Annotated in this window: 17 protein-coding genes; 9 read left to right on the forward strand and 8 right to left on the reverse strand. The window is 65.4% G+C overall.

Going from position 1 to position 17443, the window contains the following annotated elements:
- From dnaK to dapB, 3 genes are all read left to right on the forward strand, one after another.
- Positions 1 to 1785 (forward strand): molecular chaperone DnaK (gene dnaK / locus AAG821_RS10810; protein ID WP_341916267.1); only part of this gene is annotated, 1785 nt, incomplete at its 5' end.
- A gap of 91 nt (positions 1786 to 1876) precedes the next feature.
- A complete protein-coding gene (gene dnaJ, locus AAG821_RS10815) occupies positions 1877 to 3034 on the forward strand; it encodes a molecular chaperone DnaJ (RefSeq protein ID WP_341915965.1) in 1158 nt (385 codons plus the stop codon).
- 67 nt (positions 3035 to 3101) lie between these two features.
- Positions 3102 to 3917, forward strand: coding sequence for a 4-hydroxy-tetrahydrodipicolinate reductase (gene dapB, locus AAG821_RS10820; protein WP_341915963.1), 816 nt, complete (start codon positions 3102 to 3104; stop codon positions 3915 to 3917).
- Here dapB and AAG821_RS10825 read toward each other — a convergent pair.
- A complete protein-coding gene (locus AAG821_RS10825) occupies positions 3914 to 4429 on the reverse strand; it encodes a DUF2244 domain-containing protein (RefSeq protein WP_341915962.1) in 516 nt (171 codons plus the stop codon). The genes dapB and AAG821_RS10825 overlap by 4 nt on opposite strands.
- A gap of 116 nt (positions 4430 to 4545) precedes the next feature.
- On the opposite strand from AAG821_RS10825, the gene AAG821_RS10830 reads away from it, so the two are divergent.
- From AAG821_RS10830 to AAG821_RS10845, 4 genes are all read left to right on the forward strand, one after another.
- A complete protein-coding gene (locus AAG821_RS10830; RefSeq protein WP_341916269.1) occupies positions 4546 to 5787 on the forward strand; it encodes a threonine ammonia-lyase in 1242 nt (413 codons plus the stop codon).
- 81 nt (positions 5788 to 5868) lie between these two features.
- Entirely contained in the window at positions 5869 to 6630 is a 762-nt protein-coding gene (locus AAG821_RS10835) for a glucose 1-dehydrogenase (protein WP_341914316.1), read from the forward strand.
- A 9-nt stretch (positions 6631 to 6639) separates the two neighbouring features.
- Entirely contained in the window at positions 6640 to 6954 is a 315-nt protein-coding gene (locus AAG821_RS10840) for a DUF1493 family protein (RefSeq protein ID WP_341914319.1), read from the forward strand.
- Between the two features lie 88 nt (positions 6955 to 7042).
- Positions 7043 to 7798, forward strand: coding sequence for a GMP synthase (locus AAG821_RS10845; protein WP_341914321.1), 756 nt, complete (start codon positions 7043 to 7045; stop codon positions 7796 to 7798).
- On the opposite strand, the gene AAG821_RS10850 is transcribed toward AAG821_RS10845, so the two are convergent.
- Complete coding sequence (locus tag AAG821_RS10850; RefSeq protein WP_341916272.1) at positions 7742 to 9193, reverse strand: RsmB/NOP family class I SAM-dependent RNA methyltransferase; 1452 nt, start codon at positions 9191 to 9193, stop codon at positions 7742 to 7744. The two genes, AAG821_RS10845 and AAG821_RS10850, sit on opposite strands and share 57 nt — an antisense overlap.
- 588 nt (positions 9194 to 9781) lie before the next feature.
- On the opposite strand from AAG821_RS10850, the gene AAG821_RS10855 reads away from it, so the two are divergent.
- Positions 9782 to 10567 (forward strand): creatininase family protein, encoded by a 786-nt coding sequence (locus AAG821_RS10855; RefSeq protein ID WP_341914325.1) that lies wholly within the window; start codon positions 9782 to 9784, stop codon positions 10565 to 10567.
- A gap of 6 nt (positions 10568 to 10573) precedes the next feature.
- Here AAG821_RS10855 and AAG821_RS10860 read toward each other — a convergent pair whose 3' ends face one another.
- Positions 10574 to 10921: a hypothetical protein gene (locus tag AAG821_RS10860; RefSeq protein WP_341914327.1), complete on the reverse strand. Its 348-nt coding sequence runs from the start codon at positions 10919 to 10921 to the stop codon at positions 10574 to 10576.
- Between the two features lie 102 nt (positions 10922 to 11023).
- Positions 11024 to 12271, reverse strand: a complete 1248-nt coding sequence (hutI, locus tag AAG821_RS10865) for an imidazolonepropionase (protein WP_341914328.1) — start codon at positions 12269 to 12271, stop codon at positions 11024 to 11026.
- Positions 12272 to 12333: 62 nt separating this feature from the next.
- Between hutI and AAG821_RS10870 the strand changes: the two genes are divergently transcribed.
- A complete protein-coding gene (locus AAG821_RS10870; RefSeq protein ID WP_341914330.1) occupies positions 12334 to 13713 on the forward strand; it encodes a formimidoylglutamate deiminase in 1380 nt (459 codons plus the stop codon).
- On the opposite strand, the gene argE is transcribed toward AAG821_RS10870, so the two are convergent.
- From argE to AAG821_RS10890, 4 genes are all read right to left on the reverse strand, one after another.
- Complete coding sequence (gene argE / locus AAG821_RS10875) at positions 13690 to 14886, reverse strand: acetylornithine deacetylase (RefSeq protein ID WP_341914332.1); 1197 nt, start codon at positions 14884 to 14886, stop codon at positions 13690 to 13692. The two genes, AAG821_RS10870 and argE, sit on opposite strands and share 24 nt — an antisense overlap.
- Before the next feature lie 76 nt (positions 14887 to 14962).
- Positions 14963 to 15622 (reverse strand): GTP cyclohydrolase I FolE, encoded by a 660-nt coding sequence (folE, locus tag AAG821_RS10880; protein ID WP_341914334.1) that lies wholly within the window; start codon positions 15620 to 15622, stop codon positions 14963 to 14965.
- 75 nt (positions 15623 to 15697) lie between these two features.
- Positions 15698 to 16090, reverse strand: coding sequence for a Co2+/Mg2+ efflux protein ApaG (gene apaG / locus AAG821_RS10885; protein ID WP_297686209.1), 393 nt, complete (start codon positions 16088 to 16090; stop codon positions 15698 to 15700).
- 243 nt (positions 16091 to 16333) lie between these two features.
- Complete coding sequence (locus AAG821_RS10890; RefSeq protein WP_341914335.1) at positions 16334 to 17371, reverse strand: OmpW family outer membrane protein; 1038 nt, start codon at positions 17369 to 17371, stop codon at positions 16334 to 16336.
- Between the last annotated feature and the right edge of the window lie 72 nt (positions 17372 to 17443).

The following is a 17443-nucleotide window of genomic DNA, read 5'->3' on the forward strand; positions in this document are numbered from 1 at the left end:
GGCCAGCCGGCCAAGCGCCAGGCCGTCACCAACCCGGAAAACACGCTGTTTGCCGTCAAGCGCCTGATCGGCCGCCAGTTCAATGACGATGCGACCCGTCGCTTCAGCGAGATGGTGCCGTACAAGGTCGTCAAGGGCGACAACGGCGACGCCTGGGTCGGCGTGCAGGACGAGAAATACAGCCCCAGTCAGGTTTCGGCCTTCATCCTGCAGAAGATGAAGGAAACCGCCGAGAGCTTCCTGGGTGAAAAGGTCACGCAGGCGGTCATCACCGTGCCGGCCTACTTCAACGACGCCCAGCGCCAGGCGACCAAGGATGCCGGCCGCATCGCCGGCCTTGAAGTGCTGCGCATCATCAACGAGCCGACCGCGGCAGCCCTGGCCTATGGCCTGGACAAGACCAGCGACGGCAAGAAGATCGCGGTCTATGACTTGGGCGGCGGCACCTTCGACGTGTCGATCCTCGAGATCGGCGACGGCGTCTTCGAAGTGCGCTCCACCAACGGCGACACCTTCCTCGGCGGTGAAGACTTCGACCTTCGCCTGGTCGATTACTTCGCCACCGAATTCAAGAAGGAACAGGGCATCGACCTGCGCAGCGACCGTCTCGCCCTGCAGCGCCTGAAGGAAGCCGCTGAAAAGGCCAAGATCGAGCTGTCGTCATCGACGCAGACCGAAGTGAACCTGCCCTTCATCACTGCCGATGCCTCGGGTCCGAAGCATCTGGTGATGAAGCTGACCCGCGCCAAGCTCGAAGCCCTGGTCGACGACCTGATCCAGCGCACCATCGAGCCCTGCAAGAAGGCGCTCAAGGACGCGGACCTGTCGGCCGGCGATATCGACGAAGTCGTGCTGGTCGGCGGCATGAGCCGCATGCCGAAGGTGATCGAGGTCGTCAAGCAGCTGTTCGGCCGCGAGCCGCACAAGGGCGTCAACCCGGATGAAGTGGTTGCCATCGGCGCCGCCATCCAGGCCGGCGTGCTGCAGGGCGACGTCAAGGACGTTCTGCTGCTCGACGTCACCCCGCTGTCGCTGGGCATCGAGACGCTGGGTGGCGTGTTCACCAAGCTGATCGAGCGCAACACCACGATCCCGACCAAGAAGAGCCAGGTCTTCTCCACCGCCGAGGACAACCAGGGCGCGGTGACGATCCGGGTCTTCCAGGGCGAACGCGAGATGGCGGCCGACAACAAGCTGCTGGGCCAGTTCGACCTGGTCGGCATCCCGTCGGCGCCGCGCGGCGTGCCGCAGATCGAGGTGACCTTCGACATCGACGCCAACGGCATCGTGCATGTCTCGGCCAAGGACAAGGGCACCGGCAAGGAACAGCAGATCCGCATCCAGGCTTCGGGCGGTCTCTCGGAAGACGACATCAAGAAGATGGTGCGCGACGCCGAGGAACATGCCGCCGAAGACAAGAAGCGGCGTGATGCGGTGGAAGCCAAGAACCAGGCCGAAGCCCTGATCCATGCCACCGAGAAGACCATCGCCGATCTCGGCGACAAGGCTCCGGCCACGGAAAAGGGTGAAGCCGAGGCGGCGATTGCCGAGCTGCGCAAGGCCATCGAGGCCAATGACGCCGAGGCCATCAAGGCCAAGGCGACCACGCTCAGCCAGGTTGCCATGAAGCTGGGCGAGGCCCTGTACAAGACCCAGGGCGCCGAGGATGGCGCTGCGGCCGGCGATGCCGGCGCAGAGCAGCCGGGCGCCGAGAAAGCGAAGAAGGACGACGGGATCGTCGATGCCGACTTCGAAGAAGTCAAAGACGACAAGAAAAAGAAGTAAGCCTTAACGGGCATGCCGGGCGCCGCCAGACACTGACGGCGCCCGGTTCCGCTTCGGGGACTTTAAAGCTGGCGGGCGGGATAGTCGCAGTATGGCGAACAAGCGCGATTACTATGAAATTCTGGGCGTGGCCCGGACGGCGAATGCGGAAGAGCTGAAAAAGGCCTTCCGCAAGCAGGCCATGCAGCATCACCCGGACCGCAACCCGGGCGACAAGGACGCCGAGCAGAAATTCAAGGAATGTAACGAGGCCTACGACATCCTGCGCGACGACCAGAAGCGCGCGGCCTACGACCAGTATGGCCATGCCGCCTTCGAGGGTGGTCGCGGTCCCGGCGGCCCGGGCGGCGCCGGTTTCGACTTCACCTCCTTCTCCGACATTTTCGACGACCTGTTCGGCGAATTCATGGGCGGCAGCCGCGGCGGCCCCGGCGGCGGACGCGGCGGCAATCGCGGTTCCGACCTGCGCTACAATCTCGAGATCACCCTGGAAGACTGCTATCGCGGCAAGGCGGCCAAGATCCGCGTGCCCACCTCGATCGCCTGCGAGGCCTGCGACGGCTCCGGCGCCGAGGCCGGCGCCCAGCCGACCGCCTGCCCGACCTGCAAGGGCAACGGCAAGGTGCGTGCCCAGCAGGGTTTCTTCACCATTGAACGCACCTGCCCCACCTGCGGCGGCGGCGGCCGGGTGATCGAGAAACCCTGCAAGGTCTGCGGTGGTGCCGGTCGCACCCACAAGGAAAAGACCCTGAGCGTGGATATCCCCCCCGGCGTGGACGAGGGCAACCGCATCCGTCTCGCCGGCGAAGGCGAAGCCGGCCTGCGGGGTGGCGCGTCGGGCGATCTTTACGTGTTCCTGAGCGTGCAGCCGCACCGGCTGTTCCGACGCGAAGGCCAGCACCTGCATTGCCGCGTGCCGGTCTCGATGACCAAGGCGGCTTTGGGCGGCGCCGTGGAAGTGCCGACGCTGGATGGCGGCCAGGCCCGCATCACCATCCCGGAAGGCACCCAGACCGGCAAGCAGTTCCGCCTGCGTGGCAAGGGCATGCCCTCGCTGCAGCAGTCGGGCTTCGGCGCCGGCAATGGCGACCTCTATATCCAGGTGATGGTTGAGACGCCGGTGAAGCTGAGCAAACGCCAGCGCGAGCTGCTGGAGGAATTCTCCCAGCTGGATGGCGAGGAAAGCAGCCCGGAAAGCACCGGCTTCTTCGACAAGGTGAAGGAGATGCTCGGCGGCAAGTCCGAGTAGCTTCACCGCCTCCCTTTCCCTCTGCTAGACTAGACCTCTGTTTTGTCAGGTCTTCGTGGGGAAAGTCATGTCTGCAGTCCGCATCGGCATCGTCGGCATCGCCGGCCGCATGGGCCAGGCCATCACGCGCGAGATTGCCGCCACGAAAGGCGCCGCCGTGCTGGCCGGCGGCATCGAGCAGCCGGGCAATCCCGCACTGGGCCAGGATCCCGGCCTGCTGGCCGGCGTCGGCGCCACCGGCGTGACCATCACCGAGGATACCGCCGCCCTGTTCGGCACTGTCGATGTGGTGATCGACTTCTCGCCGCCGGCGGCTGTCGGCAAGCATGCGGCACTCGCTGCCCAGGGCAAGACCGCCTATGTGGTCGGCACCACCGGGCTGGAGCCGGCGCAGTTCGAGGCGCTGCAGAAGGCCTCGCATCACTGCACACTCGTGCAGAGCTACAACATGAGTCTCGGCGTCAACATCCTCGCCGGTCTGACCCGTCAGGTCGCCGCCATGCTGGGCGAAGACTGGGATATCGAGATCGTGGAAATGCATCACCGCATGAAGGTGGACGCCCCCTCGGGCACCGCGATCCTGCTGGGTGAGATGGCAGCACTCGGCCGCGGCCAGCCGCTGGACAAGATTTCCGACCGCGGCCGCGACGGCATCACCGGCGCGCGCAAGCCCGGCGATATCGGCTTTGCTGCCCTGCGCGGTGGCAATGTCGCCGGCGAGCATACCGTGATCTTTGCCGCCGATAACGAACGGATCGAACTGACCCACAAGGCCACCGATCGCAGCATCTTTGCGCGCGGTGCCGTGCGCGCGGCAATCTGGACCAAGGGCAAGGCACCGGGCCTCTATCGCATGGCCGATGTGCTCGGCCTTAACGGCTAGGCATCCGCGAGCGGGCGCAGGCCGGCACCGGGCGGCTGGCGCCAGCGCACCAGTGCTTCCTGCAGTCCCTCGGCCAGCCGGCGACGCTCACCGGGGCTGAGGAAGGCGCCAAGCGTCAGCGCGCGGCCGTGGCTCCACAGGTGCAGCGGCGCGCTTTCATCCTCGGCGTCACAATCCACCCTTAGCCAGTAGGGCTGCAGCCGCCAGACCTTTTCCCGGCCCTGGATGTCGACCCGCCGCACCACCAGGGCATCGGCATCAAGGCGGATGAATTCGCGCGCCCGCTGCTGGCGGTAGCTGTATTTGAAGGCGACATAGACCAGCAGCACATCCAGCCCGCAGAAGGCAAAAACCGGCCAGGCGCCGACCAGCCAGAAGGCCATGCCGGCGCCGAGATTGAGCAGGGCGACAAAGGCGATCAGGATGGCGAAGCCGCGCGGCCCCAGCGAGCGATGGGGCTTCAGCTCGATATCGAAAAAGGCTGGGCTGCCATGGTCCGGCGGGTGGTTCATGGCCCAAGGCTAGACCCGGCCGATGCCGGCGCCAAGTAAAACTCCCGTATATCCAGTGACCCCGCCGAAGCGGTTGATTATAGTGGGCAATCCGCAGTTTTAACCGGTTTCAGCCGATGACCAGCCTCGCTCCCCCGGCCGCAGATGTGCCGATCACACTTGCCGATGTCCGCGCCGCCGCCGCCCGGATCAAGGGCGCCGTGGCCGAGACACCCTGCCTGCATTCGCGCACGCTGTCCGATCTCACCGGCGCGCAGGTCTGGCTGAAATTCGAGAACCACCAGTTCACCGCCAGCTTCAAGGAACGCGGCGCCCTCAACAAGCTGCTGCAACTGACTGATGCCGAGCGCAAACGCGGCGTGATCGCCATGTCGGCCGGCAACCATGCCCAGGGCGTGGCCTATCACGCCGGCCGGCTCGGTATTCCCGCCACCATCGTGATGCCCACCATCACGCCCTATGTGAAGGTGCGCCATGTGAAGGCCTTCGGCGCCAATGTGGTGATCGAGGGCGATACGCTGGTGGAATCTGCAGCCCGTGCGCGACAGCTGGCGGCGGAGCAGAACCTCGTCTTTGTCCATCCTTACGACGATCCCGCCATCATGGCCGGCCAGGGCACGGCGGTGCTCGAAATGCTGGAGCAGGCGCCGGCGATCCAGGATCTGATCGTGCCGGTCGGCGGCGGCGGGCTGATCGCCGGCATGGCGGTGGCCGCCAAGGCGCTGAAGCCAGAGCTGCGCATCTTCGGCGTGGAGAGCGAGCTTTACACCGCGATGTATCAGGAGATGCATGGCCTGCCGGTGCAGGTCGGCGGCATCTCGATTGCCGAAGGCATTTCCGTGCGCGATATCGGCCGCGCGCCGATGGACGTGGTGCGGCGCTATGTGGATGACGTGCTGATCGCCCGCGAGGCCGATATCGAACGCGCCATCGTCGCACTGGTGGAAATCGAGAAGACCGTCACCGAGGGCGCTGGCGCCGCTGGCCTCGCCGCGCTGATCGCCGACCCGGCCCGGTTCAAGGGCCGCCAGGTCGGCATCGTGCTGTCGGGCGGCAATATCGACACCCGCCTGCTCGCCTCCGTGCTGATGCGCGGCCTGGTGCGCGACGGCCGGCTGGCGCGGGTGATCGTGATGACCGATGACGCACCGGGCCGGCTGGCCAAGGCGGCCGGCGTGATCGGCAATGCCGGCGTCAATATCGTGGAGGTGGCGCACCAGCGCCTGTTCACGCTGGCCTCGGCCAAGTCGACCGAGATCGAATTCGTGGTGGAAGCGCGCGACCGCGCCCATCTGAAGGAGCTGCTGGTTGCGCTCGCCGCCGCCGGCCTGCCGGCCAAGGTGGAAGAGCCGGATTAACCAGCAAAACCTGCCGCTACGGCAGGTTTGCCCGCCCACCTGAAAGCCGGCTATCCTTCCCCGAAATAAAGGGAGGACATCATGGCCCGCGTTGCCAACAAAGTCGCGCTGATCACTGGCGGAGCTTCAGGGCTCGGCAAGGCCACTGCCGAGCTGCTGGCCGCCGAAGGCGCCAAGGTCGCCGTCGCCGACCGCAATCTGGATGGCGCCCGCGAAGTGGCCGACAAGATCGGCAAGAATGCCATCGCCGTCGATCTCGATGTCACCAACGAACAGCAGTGGATCGCGGCTCTGGATGTGGTCGAGGCCGCCTTCGGCAAGCTGAACGTGATGGTGCATTCCGCTGGCGTCGGCGTGCTGAAGAACATTGAGGATATCAGCGTCGAGGAATGGCATTTCGTGCACAATGTGAACCTGCACGGGCCGTTCTTAGGCATCAAGCACGGCCTGTCGCGCATGAAGAAGCATGCGCCCGGCTCGATCATCATCATCTCATCCGTTTCCGGGATTATCGCCGGCCACAACATGTCGGCCTACAACACCTCGAAAGCCGGTGCGCGCATGCTGGCCAAGACCACGGCGCTGCATTGCGCCAAGCGCAAATACGACATCCGCTGCAACTCGGTGCATCCCACCTTCATCGACACGCCGATGGTGCAGGCCATGCTCTATGCCGGCGGCGATCCGGCCGACCGCCGCGCCAAGCTGGAGGCGCAGGTGCCGCTCGGCCGCCTGGGTGAGCCGATCGACGTGGCGAACTGCATCCTCTATCTCGCCTCTGATGAATCGAAATTCGTCACCGGCACCGAATTCGTGCTGGATGGCGGGATTACGGCACAGTAAAAATACGGCATGGAGCATCCAGCTGATCTGCGTGCCGAAGTCATTGCTTTCGTGCGCCGCCAAACCGGCCATAAACAAAAAACAATCGGAGACGATACGACTCTTATGTACGATCTAGGTGTGGATGGCATTGATGCCATCGACCTATTGGAAGCATTCATAAAGCAGTTCGGCGTCGCCCCAGCCGGCCTTGATGTCGAGCGATATTTCAACAGCGAGAACGGATTTAGGGCCCTGCATAAGGCAATATTTACGGACGACCAATTTGAACCATTAACAATTGGTATGCTTGTGAAGATTGCTGCTGCAAAACGATGGCTTTAGACAGCCGCAGAGTGACTGCCGCCACAGGCGATCGCGAAGCTATCTTCTCAGGCTGGGCGAATCGCGCCATATTGAGGGCATGAACGCCATGGCAGACATGCCTTCGATCCTGATGATCGTGCATCAGGAGAGTTCCGATCCCGGCCGCATCGGCGAACAGCTGCGGGCACGCGGCTATCACCTCGACATCCGCCGGCCCTGCCTGGGCCAGGACCTGCCGGCCGATATGAGCGGCCACGCCGGCTGCATCGTCTTCGGCGGGCCGATGAGCGCCAATGACGACCATCTGGATTTCATCCGCAAGGAAATCGACTTCATCCCGCGCGTGATCGCCAGTGGCAAACCCTATCTCGGCGTCTGCCTCGGCGCCCAGCTGATGGCGCGTGCCGGCGGCGCCAGGGTCGGCCCGCACGCGGATGGCTGGCATGAGATCGGCTATTATGCCGTGAAGCCGACGCCGAAGGGCCGCGACCTGTTTCCTGATCCGCTGCATATCTTCCAGTGGCATGGCGAGGGTTTCGAGCTGCCGCGCGGCGCTGTACGGCTGGCCTCCACCGGCTGGTTCCCCAACCAGGCCATGCGCATCGGCACCAATGCCTATGGGCTGCAGTTCCACCCGGAAGTGACCGGCGCCATCCAGCAGCGCTGGACCAAATTCGCCGGCCACCGCCTGGTGCTGCCCGGCGCGCAGGCGCGCGACCTGCAGCGCGCGCATTATCAGAAATACGATGCCGGCATTGCCGCCTGGCTCAGCGGTTTTCTCGACCGCTGGCTGGCCGCGCCAGCCTCAGCGACGCACCAGGATGGCAGCGAAGAAGCCGTCCGTGCCGTGGCGGCCGGGTGACAGGCTCAGATACGGCCCCGGCACCGGGCAGGCGCCACCCACCGTCTGCGGCCAAACATCGGTCACCGGCAGCACGGTGAAATCGGGGTGGCGCTTCAGGAAGGCCGCCACCTGATCCTCGTTCTCTTCCACCAGCACCGAACAGGTGACGTAGATCAGGCGCCCGCCCTTGGGGGCGACCAGTCTCGCCGCGCGATCGAGGATTTCGGCCTGGCGCGGCACCAGCTCGTTCAGATCCTGCCGGGTCAGTCGCCATTTGGCATCGGGTTTGCGCCGCCAGGTGCCGGTGCCGGTGCAAGGTGAATCGACCAGCACGCGCTCGGCCTTCTCGGCATGGCGCTTGATCCATTTGCCATCCAGCTCGCGGCATTCGGCATTGTGCACGCCGGCGCGGCGCAGCCGCAGCTTGGCCTGCGCCAGCCGCGCCTTGCTGACATCCATTGCCACCAGGCGGCCGGCATTCTTCATCGCCGCGCCCAGCACCAGGGTCTTGCCGCCGGCGCCGGCGCAGAAATCGACCACGAACTTCTTGCCCGCGGCATCGACCAGCTGGGCAGCCAGCTGCGAGCCTTCATCCTGCGGCTCGACCAGGCCATCGGCATAGGTCTGCGTGTTGTTGACATAAGCCTGCGGCGACAGGCGCAGGCCGACCGGCGAAAACGGCATGGTCTGGCTGCGCAGGCCTTCCGACTGCAGGGCAGCCGCGGCAGCGTCCCGCGTGGTCTTCAGCCGGTTGACGCGCACATCCAGCGGCGCTGGCCGCAGCATGGCCGCCAGCTCCAGATCGAGATCGGCACCGAAGCGGCGCTGCAGCTCCGGCATGATCCAGTCCGGCACGCTGAACCTTGCCGCCGGCGGCATATCAGGATGCTCCAGCGTATGGCCTTCCAGCCGGCGCAGCAGCGTCTCGATGGCGGTGTCGCCAGTGGGGAACAGCGGCAGCAGGCCTTCGGTCTTGGCGCCAGAGGACAGAATGCGCCAGGCGGCGACACGCAGGCGGTTATCCGGCGGCAGGCCGGTCTTACCCCCTCTTACGCCATCTTGGCTGATCCACCAGTCAAGCCGGCCGCGCAGGCGCAGCACTTCATCGACAATATGGATCAGCGCCTCGCGCTCGGCCGCGTCATACAGCTGGTGATGCTGCTTCATCCAGGCATGCCGCACGCGATCGCCGGTCTCGCGGTTGGGGAACATCGCATCCAGCAGATTGACGGCGCCCTCGGCCACCTTGCGGCTGCCGGCGGGACGCAGCGTGCTGGGCCGGCGCTCGCGGTCTCCCGCGTCACGCTCCCCCGCTGCACGGCCAACAGATGAACGGCCGCCAGATGAACGCTCGCCATAGCCACGATCGGATGATGCAGCCGACTTGCGGTCGGACCGTCCGCCAGATTTCACATCGGCGCGCGGCCTGAAGGATTTCTCACCCGGTTCGCGGCGCGGCCGCTCGTCACGGGGCCGGTCTTCCCGGGGCCTGTCTTCCCGAGGCCTGTCTGTTCTGGGCCGGTCTGCGCGTGGCCGGTCGTCGCGGGATCGTTCCGGCCGGGCCCGCTCTTCCCGGGGCGCCTCTGCGCGTGGCCCCTTGCGGATCGCCTCGCGCTCGGCATTGCGGGTCTCGCCCCAGCTCTTGGCCTTGGCCGGACGGGCCCCGGCCGGCTTGCGCGGGCCATCCTTGCGGGGCCCATCCTTGCCTTTGGCGGCGCTGCTCGCGCCAGCCTTGCCGGCAGGCCGGGCACCAGCCGGTTTGCCGGTCCGGCCGGCAGCAGGACGGGCAGCACCCGAACGGGCGGCGGGGGGACGGCCCGCGGAGGACGGGCGGCCGGGAGGCGGGCGGCGGGACACGGCAGATACTCGGTTATGGGGTGGATCTTGGGCTGTCATAGGCCGGGCTTCCACCAATCACAAGCGCCATAAGCATCTGCCCGCCCGCCGGGCGCCATGCTAAGCTTTGGCGAACCTTTCACCGCTGACCCGCGTTACCCTCCCGTGACCGCTTCCTCGCTGCCCCGTTCCGGCTTCCGCCTGGCCGACCTCACCTGGGTCGACGCCGCCGACCTGATCGGCGACGGCCTGCCCGTTGTGATCCCGATCGGGGCCGCCGCCCGCGCCCATGGCCCGCATCTGCCACTCGGCACCGACCGGCTGGTGGTGGAAGTGGTGGCCGAACGCCTGCTGGCCAGTCTTCCCGTTTTGATTGCGCCCTGCATAAGCCAGGGCTTCCAGCCGGCCTTCATGGATTACCCCGGCAGCCAGCATATCGAGGCCGATACCTTCCAGGCCCTGGTGACCGAAATCATTGAAGGCTATCTGCGCCACGGCGCCGAGCGCATCCTGTTGCTCAACAACGGCATCGCCACGGAAGCCCCGCTCAGGCTGGCGGCACAGACCATCCTGCAGCGCCACGGCATCCGCATCGCCACCGCCGACCTGCCCCGGCTCGGCAGCACCACTGCCTCGGCCGACGATCTTGACGAGCGCAATACCTCGCTGCTGCTCGCCATCGCACCGGCGCTGGTGCGGCTCGACCGGCTGGAACAGATGGCCGGCGACGAGGATGAGGATGATTTCATCGATGGTGCCGACGAACCGCGCCTGTTCTCGTTACGCCGGCCGCTGCGCTTCACGCCGGAAGAGCGGGCCGGCGGTATCGTGAACCGCACCGGCACCACCGGCGACGCCACCGCGGCAACGGCAGAGAAAGGCGAACGCCTGCTGGGCGCCATCGTCGACGAGATTGTCGCCGATATGCGCCTGCTATGGACTGATCTCTAGAAAAGCTTAGACGATCCGCAGGTTGCTGCGGGCGTTGCTGCGCAGTTTGAGGTCGTTGACCGCGACCTCCAACACATTGATCGCACGCTTCACTTCATCCAGCTGGGTCTTCAGCTCGGAGATATCGCTCTTGATATCGCTCAGCTCGCTGTAGGTGAGCTGCGAGGCACGTTCGTTGTCGGCGAAGAATTTGTTATAGGCGGTGAACTGCTTCTCGATGGCGCCCATGCGCACTTCCAGCGTCATGCGCATCTGGCTGATGCGCTGCTCGAAATTGCCCAGATGCAGCAGCAGCCAGGCACCCAGCCACAGCAGGACAATGCCGCCACCCATCACATAGAGCCAGTCGCTCATACATCACCTTCCGCTAACGGCACCCGGGAGAATCACGCGCGCCTGCGTCCCTAACAGGATATAGGCCCCGTCCGTTCCAGCGCAACGTGGCTTTTGTCGTGGTTAACGCGGCGGACGGATGGAAACCGGTCGGCCGGCAAAGACGGTCTGGCGCAGCGGGTTGAGGCCGACTTGATAGGCCAACGCGGCCGGGCGGGCGATATCCCAGACTACGAAATCCGCCATTTTCCCCGCTTCAAGCGTGCCAACCGACTCGGCGATGCCGAGCGCCCGGGCAGCCTCCCGGGTCACGCCAGCCAGCGCCTCGGCCGGGGTCAGGCGGAACAGGGTGCAGGCCATCGAGAGCATCAGCAGCAGTGAGGTGACCGGCGAGGTGCCCGGATTGCAGTCGGTCGAGATGGCAATCGGCACGCCATGGCGCCGCAGCAGGTCGATCGGCGGCAGCCTAGTTTCGCGCAGGATGTAGAAGGCACCGGGCAGCAGCACGGCCACCGTGCCGGCCTTCGCCATCGCCTGCACACCGGCGTCATCGAGATATTCCAGATGATCGGCCGACAGCGCCTGGAAGCTCGCGGCCAAAGCGGCACCACTCATGTTGCTGAGCTGCTCGGCATGCAGCTTCACCGGCAGGCCATGCTTGCGCGCTGCCTCGAAAACCCGTCGCGTCTGCGCCAGCGTGAAGCCGATGGTCTCGCAGAAGGCATCTACCGCATCGGCGAGACCAGCCTGCTTGGCGGCTGGAATAATGCGCTCGCAGACCAGATCGATATAGCCATCGGCATTGCTGGCATATTCCGGCGGCAGCGCATGGGCGGCCAGCAGCGTGGTACACACGCGCAGCGGATATTTCTCGCCCAGCTGCCGTGCGACCCGCAACGTCTTCAGTTCATTTTCAAGATCGAGGCCATAGCCCGATTTGATTTCCAGCGTGGTGACGCCCTCGGCCAGCAATGGCTGCAAACGCTTTTCGCTCTGCGCCAGCAGGGTGGCCTCGTCGGCAGCACGCGTCGCCGTCACGGTGGAGCGGATACCGCCGCCGGCTCGGGCTATCTCTTCATAAGACGCGCCATTCAGCCGTAGCTCGAATTCATGCGCGCGGTCGCCGCCATAGACCAGATGGGTGTGGCAGTCGATCAGGCCCGGCGTGATCCAGCCGCCGCCGACATCATGCACGGCGGTGTGGCGTCCGATGCCGCCTTTCGGTAGGGCATCGGCAGGGCCGATCCAGGCAATGCGGCCATCCTTCAGGGCCATCGCACCATTGTGGATGGCACCAAAGCCATCCGTGCTGCCAGCCCGCATGGTGGCCAGATCGGCGCCGCGCCACACGCTGTCCCAAGTCTCGGCCATCTGCGTCTTTCGTCTCACTGCCGTTTCTGCCAACTTATATATACAAGTTGGGAGATTCCGTCATGCGCCGCTTCCTGTTGCGCCACGCCCTGCTGCCCGACGGCTGGCACAACGATGTGCTGGTCGCCGTGGATGCGACCGGGCTGATCGCGCGCGCGACCCCAAAGTCTGCAGATGCCACGGCCACACTGCTCGATGGCCCGGTGCTGCCCGGCCTGCCCAACCTGCACAGCCATGCCTTCCAGCGCGCCATGGCCGGCCTGGCCGAACGCAGCGGACCCGGACAGGACAGTTTCTGGACCTGGCGCGAGACCATGTATGGCTTCGCCGCCAAGCTGACACCCGAGGATATCGAGGCGATTGCCGGGCAGCTTTATGCCGACATGCTGGAGGCGGGGTTCACCGCGGTCGCCGAATTCCATTATGTGCATCACCAGCCCGACGGCACGCCCTACGATGATCCGGCCGAACTGAGCCGGCGCGTGATCGCCGCCGCCGATACCGCCGGCATCGGCCTGACCCATCTGCCAGTGCTGTATCGCTATGGCGGCTTTGGCGGCACGGCGCCGCAGCCGCGCCAGCGCCGCTTCCTGCATGACGCCGATGCCTATGCCCGCCTACTGCAGGCCCTGGCGCCGGCCTTCCGTGGCCGCAGCGACCGGCGGCTCGGCATCGCCCCGCATAGTCTGCGCGCCGTCTCGCCCGAGCTACTACGCGATGGCATTACAGCGCTGAACGAGATCGATGCCGCGGCACCGATCCATATCCATATCGCCGAACAGACCGCCGAGGTAGACGACTGCATCCGCTGGTCAGACAAGCGCCCGGTGCAGTGGCTGCTCGATCAGAGCATCGTGGACAAGCGCTGGTGCCTGGTGCATGCCACGCATCTGAGCGAAGACGAGATGCTGCGGCTGGCCGCGTCACAGGCGGTGGCCGGCCTCTGCCCCACCACCGAAGCCAATCTCGGCGATGGCCTGTTCCCGGTCGTGGAATACATGGAAGCCAATGGCCGCATCGGCATCGGCTCCGACAGCCATATCAGTGTCTCCGCGGCGGAAGACCTGCGGCTGCTGGAATACGGCCAGCGCCTGGTGCGGCGCAGCCGCACGCTGCTGGCCGGTGGGCCTGATCGTTCGACCGGACGGCGGCTGTTCGAGGCGGCAGCAAAAGGTGGCACACAGGCGCTGGGCCAGCCGATGGGCGCCATCGCGCCGGGCCACCGCGCCGATTTCGTGCTGCTGGATCAGGATGCGCCGAGCCTGGCGGCGCGGCAGGGTGATGCCGTGCTGGATGCCTGGATCTTTGCGAACCAGGCGCGTTCAGCGATCCGCGATGTCTATGTCGCCGGGAACCGCGTGGTGGAAGCCGGCCGCCATATCCGCAGCGAAACTCTCGCTGCCGCCTACCGCAAGGCCCTAGGCCGCCTGCTCCAGGACTGAGCGGCTGCCGGGTTCGCGGCAGAAGGCGATCAGGCGGCGCAGGAAGGCCTCGCCCTCGGCCACCTGGCTGAGTTCGATATACTCGGCCGGCTTATGCGCCTCGCGGATATTGCCCGGGCCACAGACGACCGCCGGCACGCCGCCGATCTGGAAAATCCCAGCTTCAGTGCCGTAGGACACCGCATGGGTCTGGTTCTGCCCGGCCAGTTTCAGCGCCAGCGTTTCAGCCGGATTGCGCGCGGCCGGCAGCAAGGCCGGCGCATAGGCGACCATATCCGTGTCGATGCCGGTCTCGGGCCGGATGCGCTGCATCTTCGGCACCAGTTCTTCCGCGGCATAGCGTTTCACGGCCTCCAGAATCACCGTGTCATGCTCGGGCTTCACACTGCGGATATCCCAGGCCAGCCTGCATTCGCGCGCCAGGATGTTGCGCGCGGTGCCGCCATGGATCTCGCCCACCGTGATGGTGGTAAACGGCGGCTCGAAGCGGCCGTCCTGATGCTCGGGTTTCTGGTATTCGACCTGGATGCGGTTCATCTCGGCGATCAGCTCGGCCGCCATCTGAACAGCATTGACGCCCTGATGCGTCGCCGAGGAATGGGCCTCGAAGCCGCGCACCACAGTGTTGCAGGCGCAGACACTCTTATGCGCATTGACCACCTTCATATCAGTGGGTTCGCCGATGATGGCGAGTTTCGGCATCGGGCCGCCGCGATTGATGAACTCGACGATACCATGCACGCCGATGCAGCCGACTTCCTCATCGTAGGAGAAGGCGAAATGCAGCGGCACACTCAAGGGCTTTTCCAGCATCTCGGGCAGCAGCGCCAGGCAGAGCGCAATGAAGCTTTTCATATCCGAGGTGCCGCGGCCAAACAGCCGATCGCCGCGCTGCACGATCTTGAACGGGTCGCTGGTCCAGGGCTGGCCATCCACCGGGACGACGTCGGTGTGACCCGACAGCACGATGCCGCCGACATCCTTCGGCCCGATCGTGGCGTAGAGATTGGCCTTCTTGCCGGTGGCGTCGAAGATCTTTTCCGACGCGATTCCGTGCTGCGCCAGGTATCCGGCGATGTCGTCGATCAGGTTGAGGTTGGACAGGCGGCTGGTGGTATCGAAACCGACCAGCCGGGTGATCCAGTCGAGGGAAGCCTGGCTAGGAGAGGTCATAGACCCGGTTTAGGGCGGCAAACCGCGCCGGTCAACAGCGAATGATCCGTGCCAATTGGTTCAGTCGTCCCCCGCTTCAATCATCCATGCCGCGGGCACCACCGCTGCTGGCGATCATGGACAGGAATTCCTGGCGGGTACGCGGGTCGTCACGGAAGGCACCCAGCATGCGGCTGGTCACCATGGTCACGCCATGCTTGTGCACGCCGCGCGTGGTCATGCACTGATGCGCGGCTTCCATCACCACGGCCACACCGCGCGGCTGCAGCACGGCCTGCAGCGTATTGGCGACCTGGGCGGTCAGCTTTTCCTGGATCTGCAGCCGCTTGGCATAGACCTCGACCACACGGGCCAGCTTGGAAATGCCGACCACGCGCTTGCCGGGCAGATAGGCAACATGCGCCTTGCCGATGATCGGCACCATATGGTGCTCGCAATGGCTTTCCAGCCGGATGTCGCGCAGCACCACCATCTCGTCATAGCCCTCGATTTCCTCGAAGGTGCGTTCCAGCATGCCGACCGGATCTTCGTCATAGCCGCCAAAGAATTCCTGGTAGGAGCGCACAACGCGGTCTGGCGTGCCGAGCAGGCCTTCACGGGTCGGGTCGTCGCCGGCCCAGCGGATCAGGGTGCGCACGGCATCCTCGGCCTCGGCGCGGCTCGGGCGCTGGGCTTTGCTTTCGTCATTCGCCTTGGCGACGGCCTGCTTGGTGTGGGATTGGGCAGCGGTGCTCACGGTAAACTCCTTCGGGCATTCCTGTGGCGGGCCCATGGATACGTCACTGCCCCGGCCCTGGATCAATCCATTCGATTAATTGACGCGGCGTGCCTCGTGCGGGCTGTCCAGTGAAAAGGCCGGGATCGCCACATCGAACTGTTCGCCGGCCTCGGTCACCATTTGATAGGTACCGACCATGAAACCGGACGAGGTGGGCAGCGGCGTGCCGCTGGTATATTCAAAGCTGTCGCCCGGTGCGAGCACCGGCTGCTCGCCAACCACGCCGGGGCCGCGGACTTCCTGCACCCGGCCGCGCGCATCGGTGATCTTCCAGTAGCGGCTGCGCAGCTGCACGGTATCGGTGCCGCTGTTTTCGATTTTCACGTTATAGGCCCAGACGAAATAGCTCTCTTCCGGCGAGGATTGCTCGTCGAGATAGACCGGCTGGACCGTGACCGAGATATCGTGTGTTTTCGTGCTGTACATCTGGCTTTACTCCGATGCGCCGCCGGGCTGAAGCCCCGCTCCAGCCCCTGGCCATCGTCTGTCAGGATATTAGGAGCCAATCCCGGAATGTCCAGCCAAGCGGCTGGAACAGCATCGTGATTCACCCCCCGGTGCCGCGCCAGGGTTGCGGCGGGAGCCGCGACCCGCCGGGAAAATGGCAGCCGTGAAATGCAAACGGCCGCCCCTTCCGGGGCGGCCGCGCATAGTCGAAAAGACTGGTGCTTAGCGACGCAGGTAAATCTGCGCGTTGCGGTTCTCGTCGTTGCGGACGCCATCGGCGGTCGGGACACGCGGCTTCTCTTCGCCGTTGGCCACCGTCTGGATCGCGCTGCGGGTGATGCCCTTCGAGCTGAGGTAAGCCGCAACCGATTCGGCACGACGCTGCGACAGGCGCAGGTTGTAGTCGTTCTTGCCCGAACGGTCAGCGTTACCTTCGATGCGCACGTTGGTCGAACCCGTGGCACGGTAATCGGCGATGGCGCGATCAAGCACCTGCGCCGCAACCGGGCTGATATCCGACTTATCGAAGGCGAAGAACACGATGTAGGTCTCAGGTGCGCGCGGCGCCGGAGCCGGAGCGGCCGGAGCCGGGGCCGGGGCAGGAGCCGGCGCCGGAGCGGCGACAGCAGCAGCCGGCATCGGCTTGGCCGGGGTGCCGAACTTGTAGGTCACGCCCAGCATCACGGTGTGAATCTGGTTGCCCACCTCAACCGTCGGCGCGCCGGTCGTCCCGAGACGCGCATCGCCCGTATACATGTAGCGATAGTCGGCCGAAAGCTGCCAGTTGCTGTCCAGCGCGTACCACAGGCCGGCGATGCCCTGCACGCCCCAGGTGCTGTCCTGGTCGTCGCTGGTCACGCCGCCGAAGCGGATGTCCTGCGCCGAATGGCGCACGAAGCCAACACCGGCGCCCAGGTAGGGGCTCCAGTTGCTGGTCGGCATGAAATCATACAGGGCGTTGGCAAAGACGGTGTAAGTGCGCAGATCGCCACTGGCAGCGCCATCGGCGCCCCACTCGCGCCAGCCCAGCTCGCCTTCAGCGCGCCAGCCGGCACCGAAGTCGTAACCGCCCTTCACCATCCCGACATAGCCGGTGTCGAAGTCGAGCTTGCCAACAGTGGCAGAACCCTTCACGTCAGCGTCTTCGATCCAGGTCGCGCCGGCACCGATGCCGACATACGGACCCTGTTGGGCCGACGCCGAAGCTGACACTAGAGCTACCGCAGCGGCAGCAGTCAGCAGAGCGACACGAATGTTCATGCGAATCTCCTCAACGAAAAAATTTCTGGCCGCGCCCCGCGGCTTGGCACGCCTCAACCGGGAGCAACTATA

The organism is Ferrovibrio terrae, assembly GCF_943372915.1.
Taxonomy (GTDB): Bacteria; Pseudomonadota; Alphaproteobacteria; order Ferrovibrionales; family Ferrovibrionaceae; genus Ferrovibrio; species Ferrovibrio terrae_A.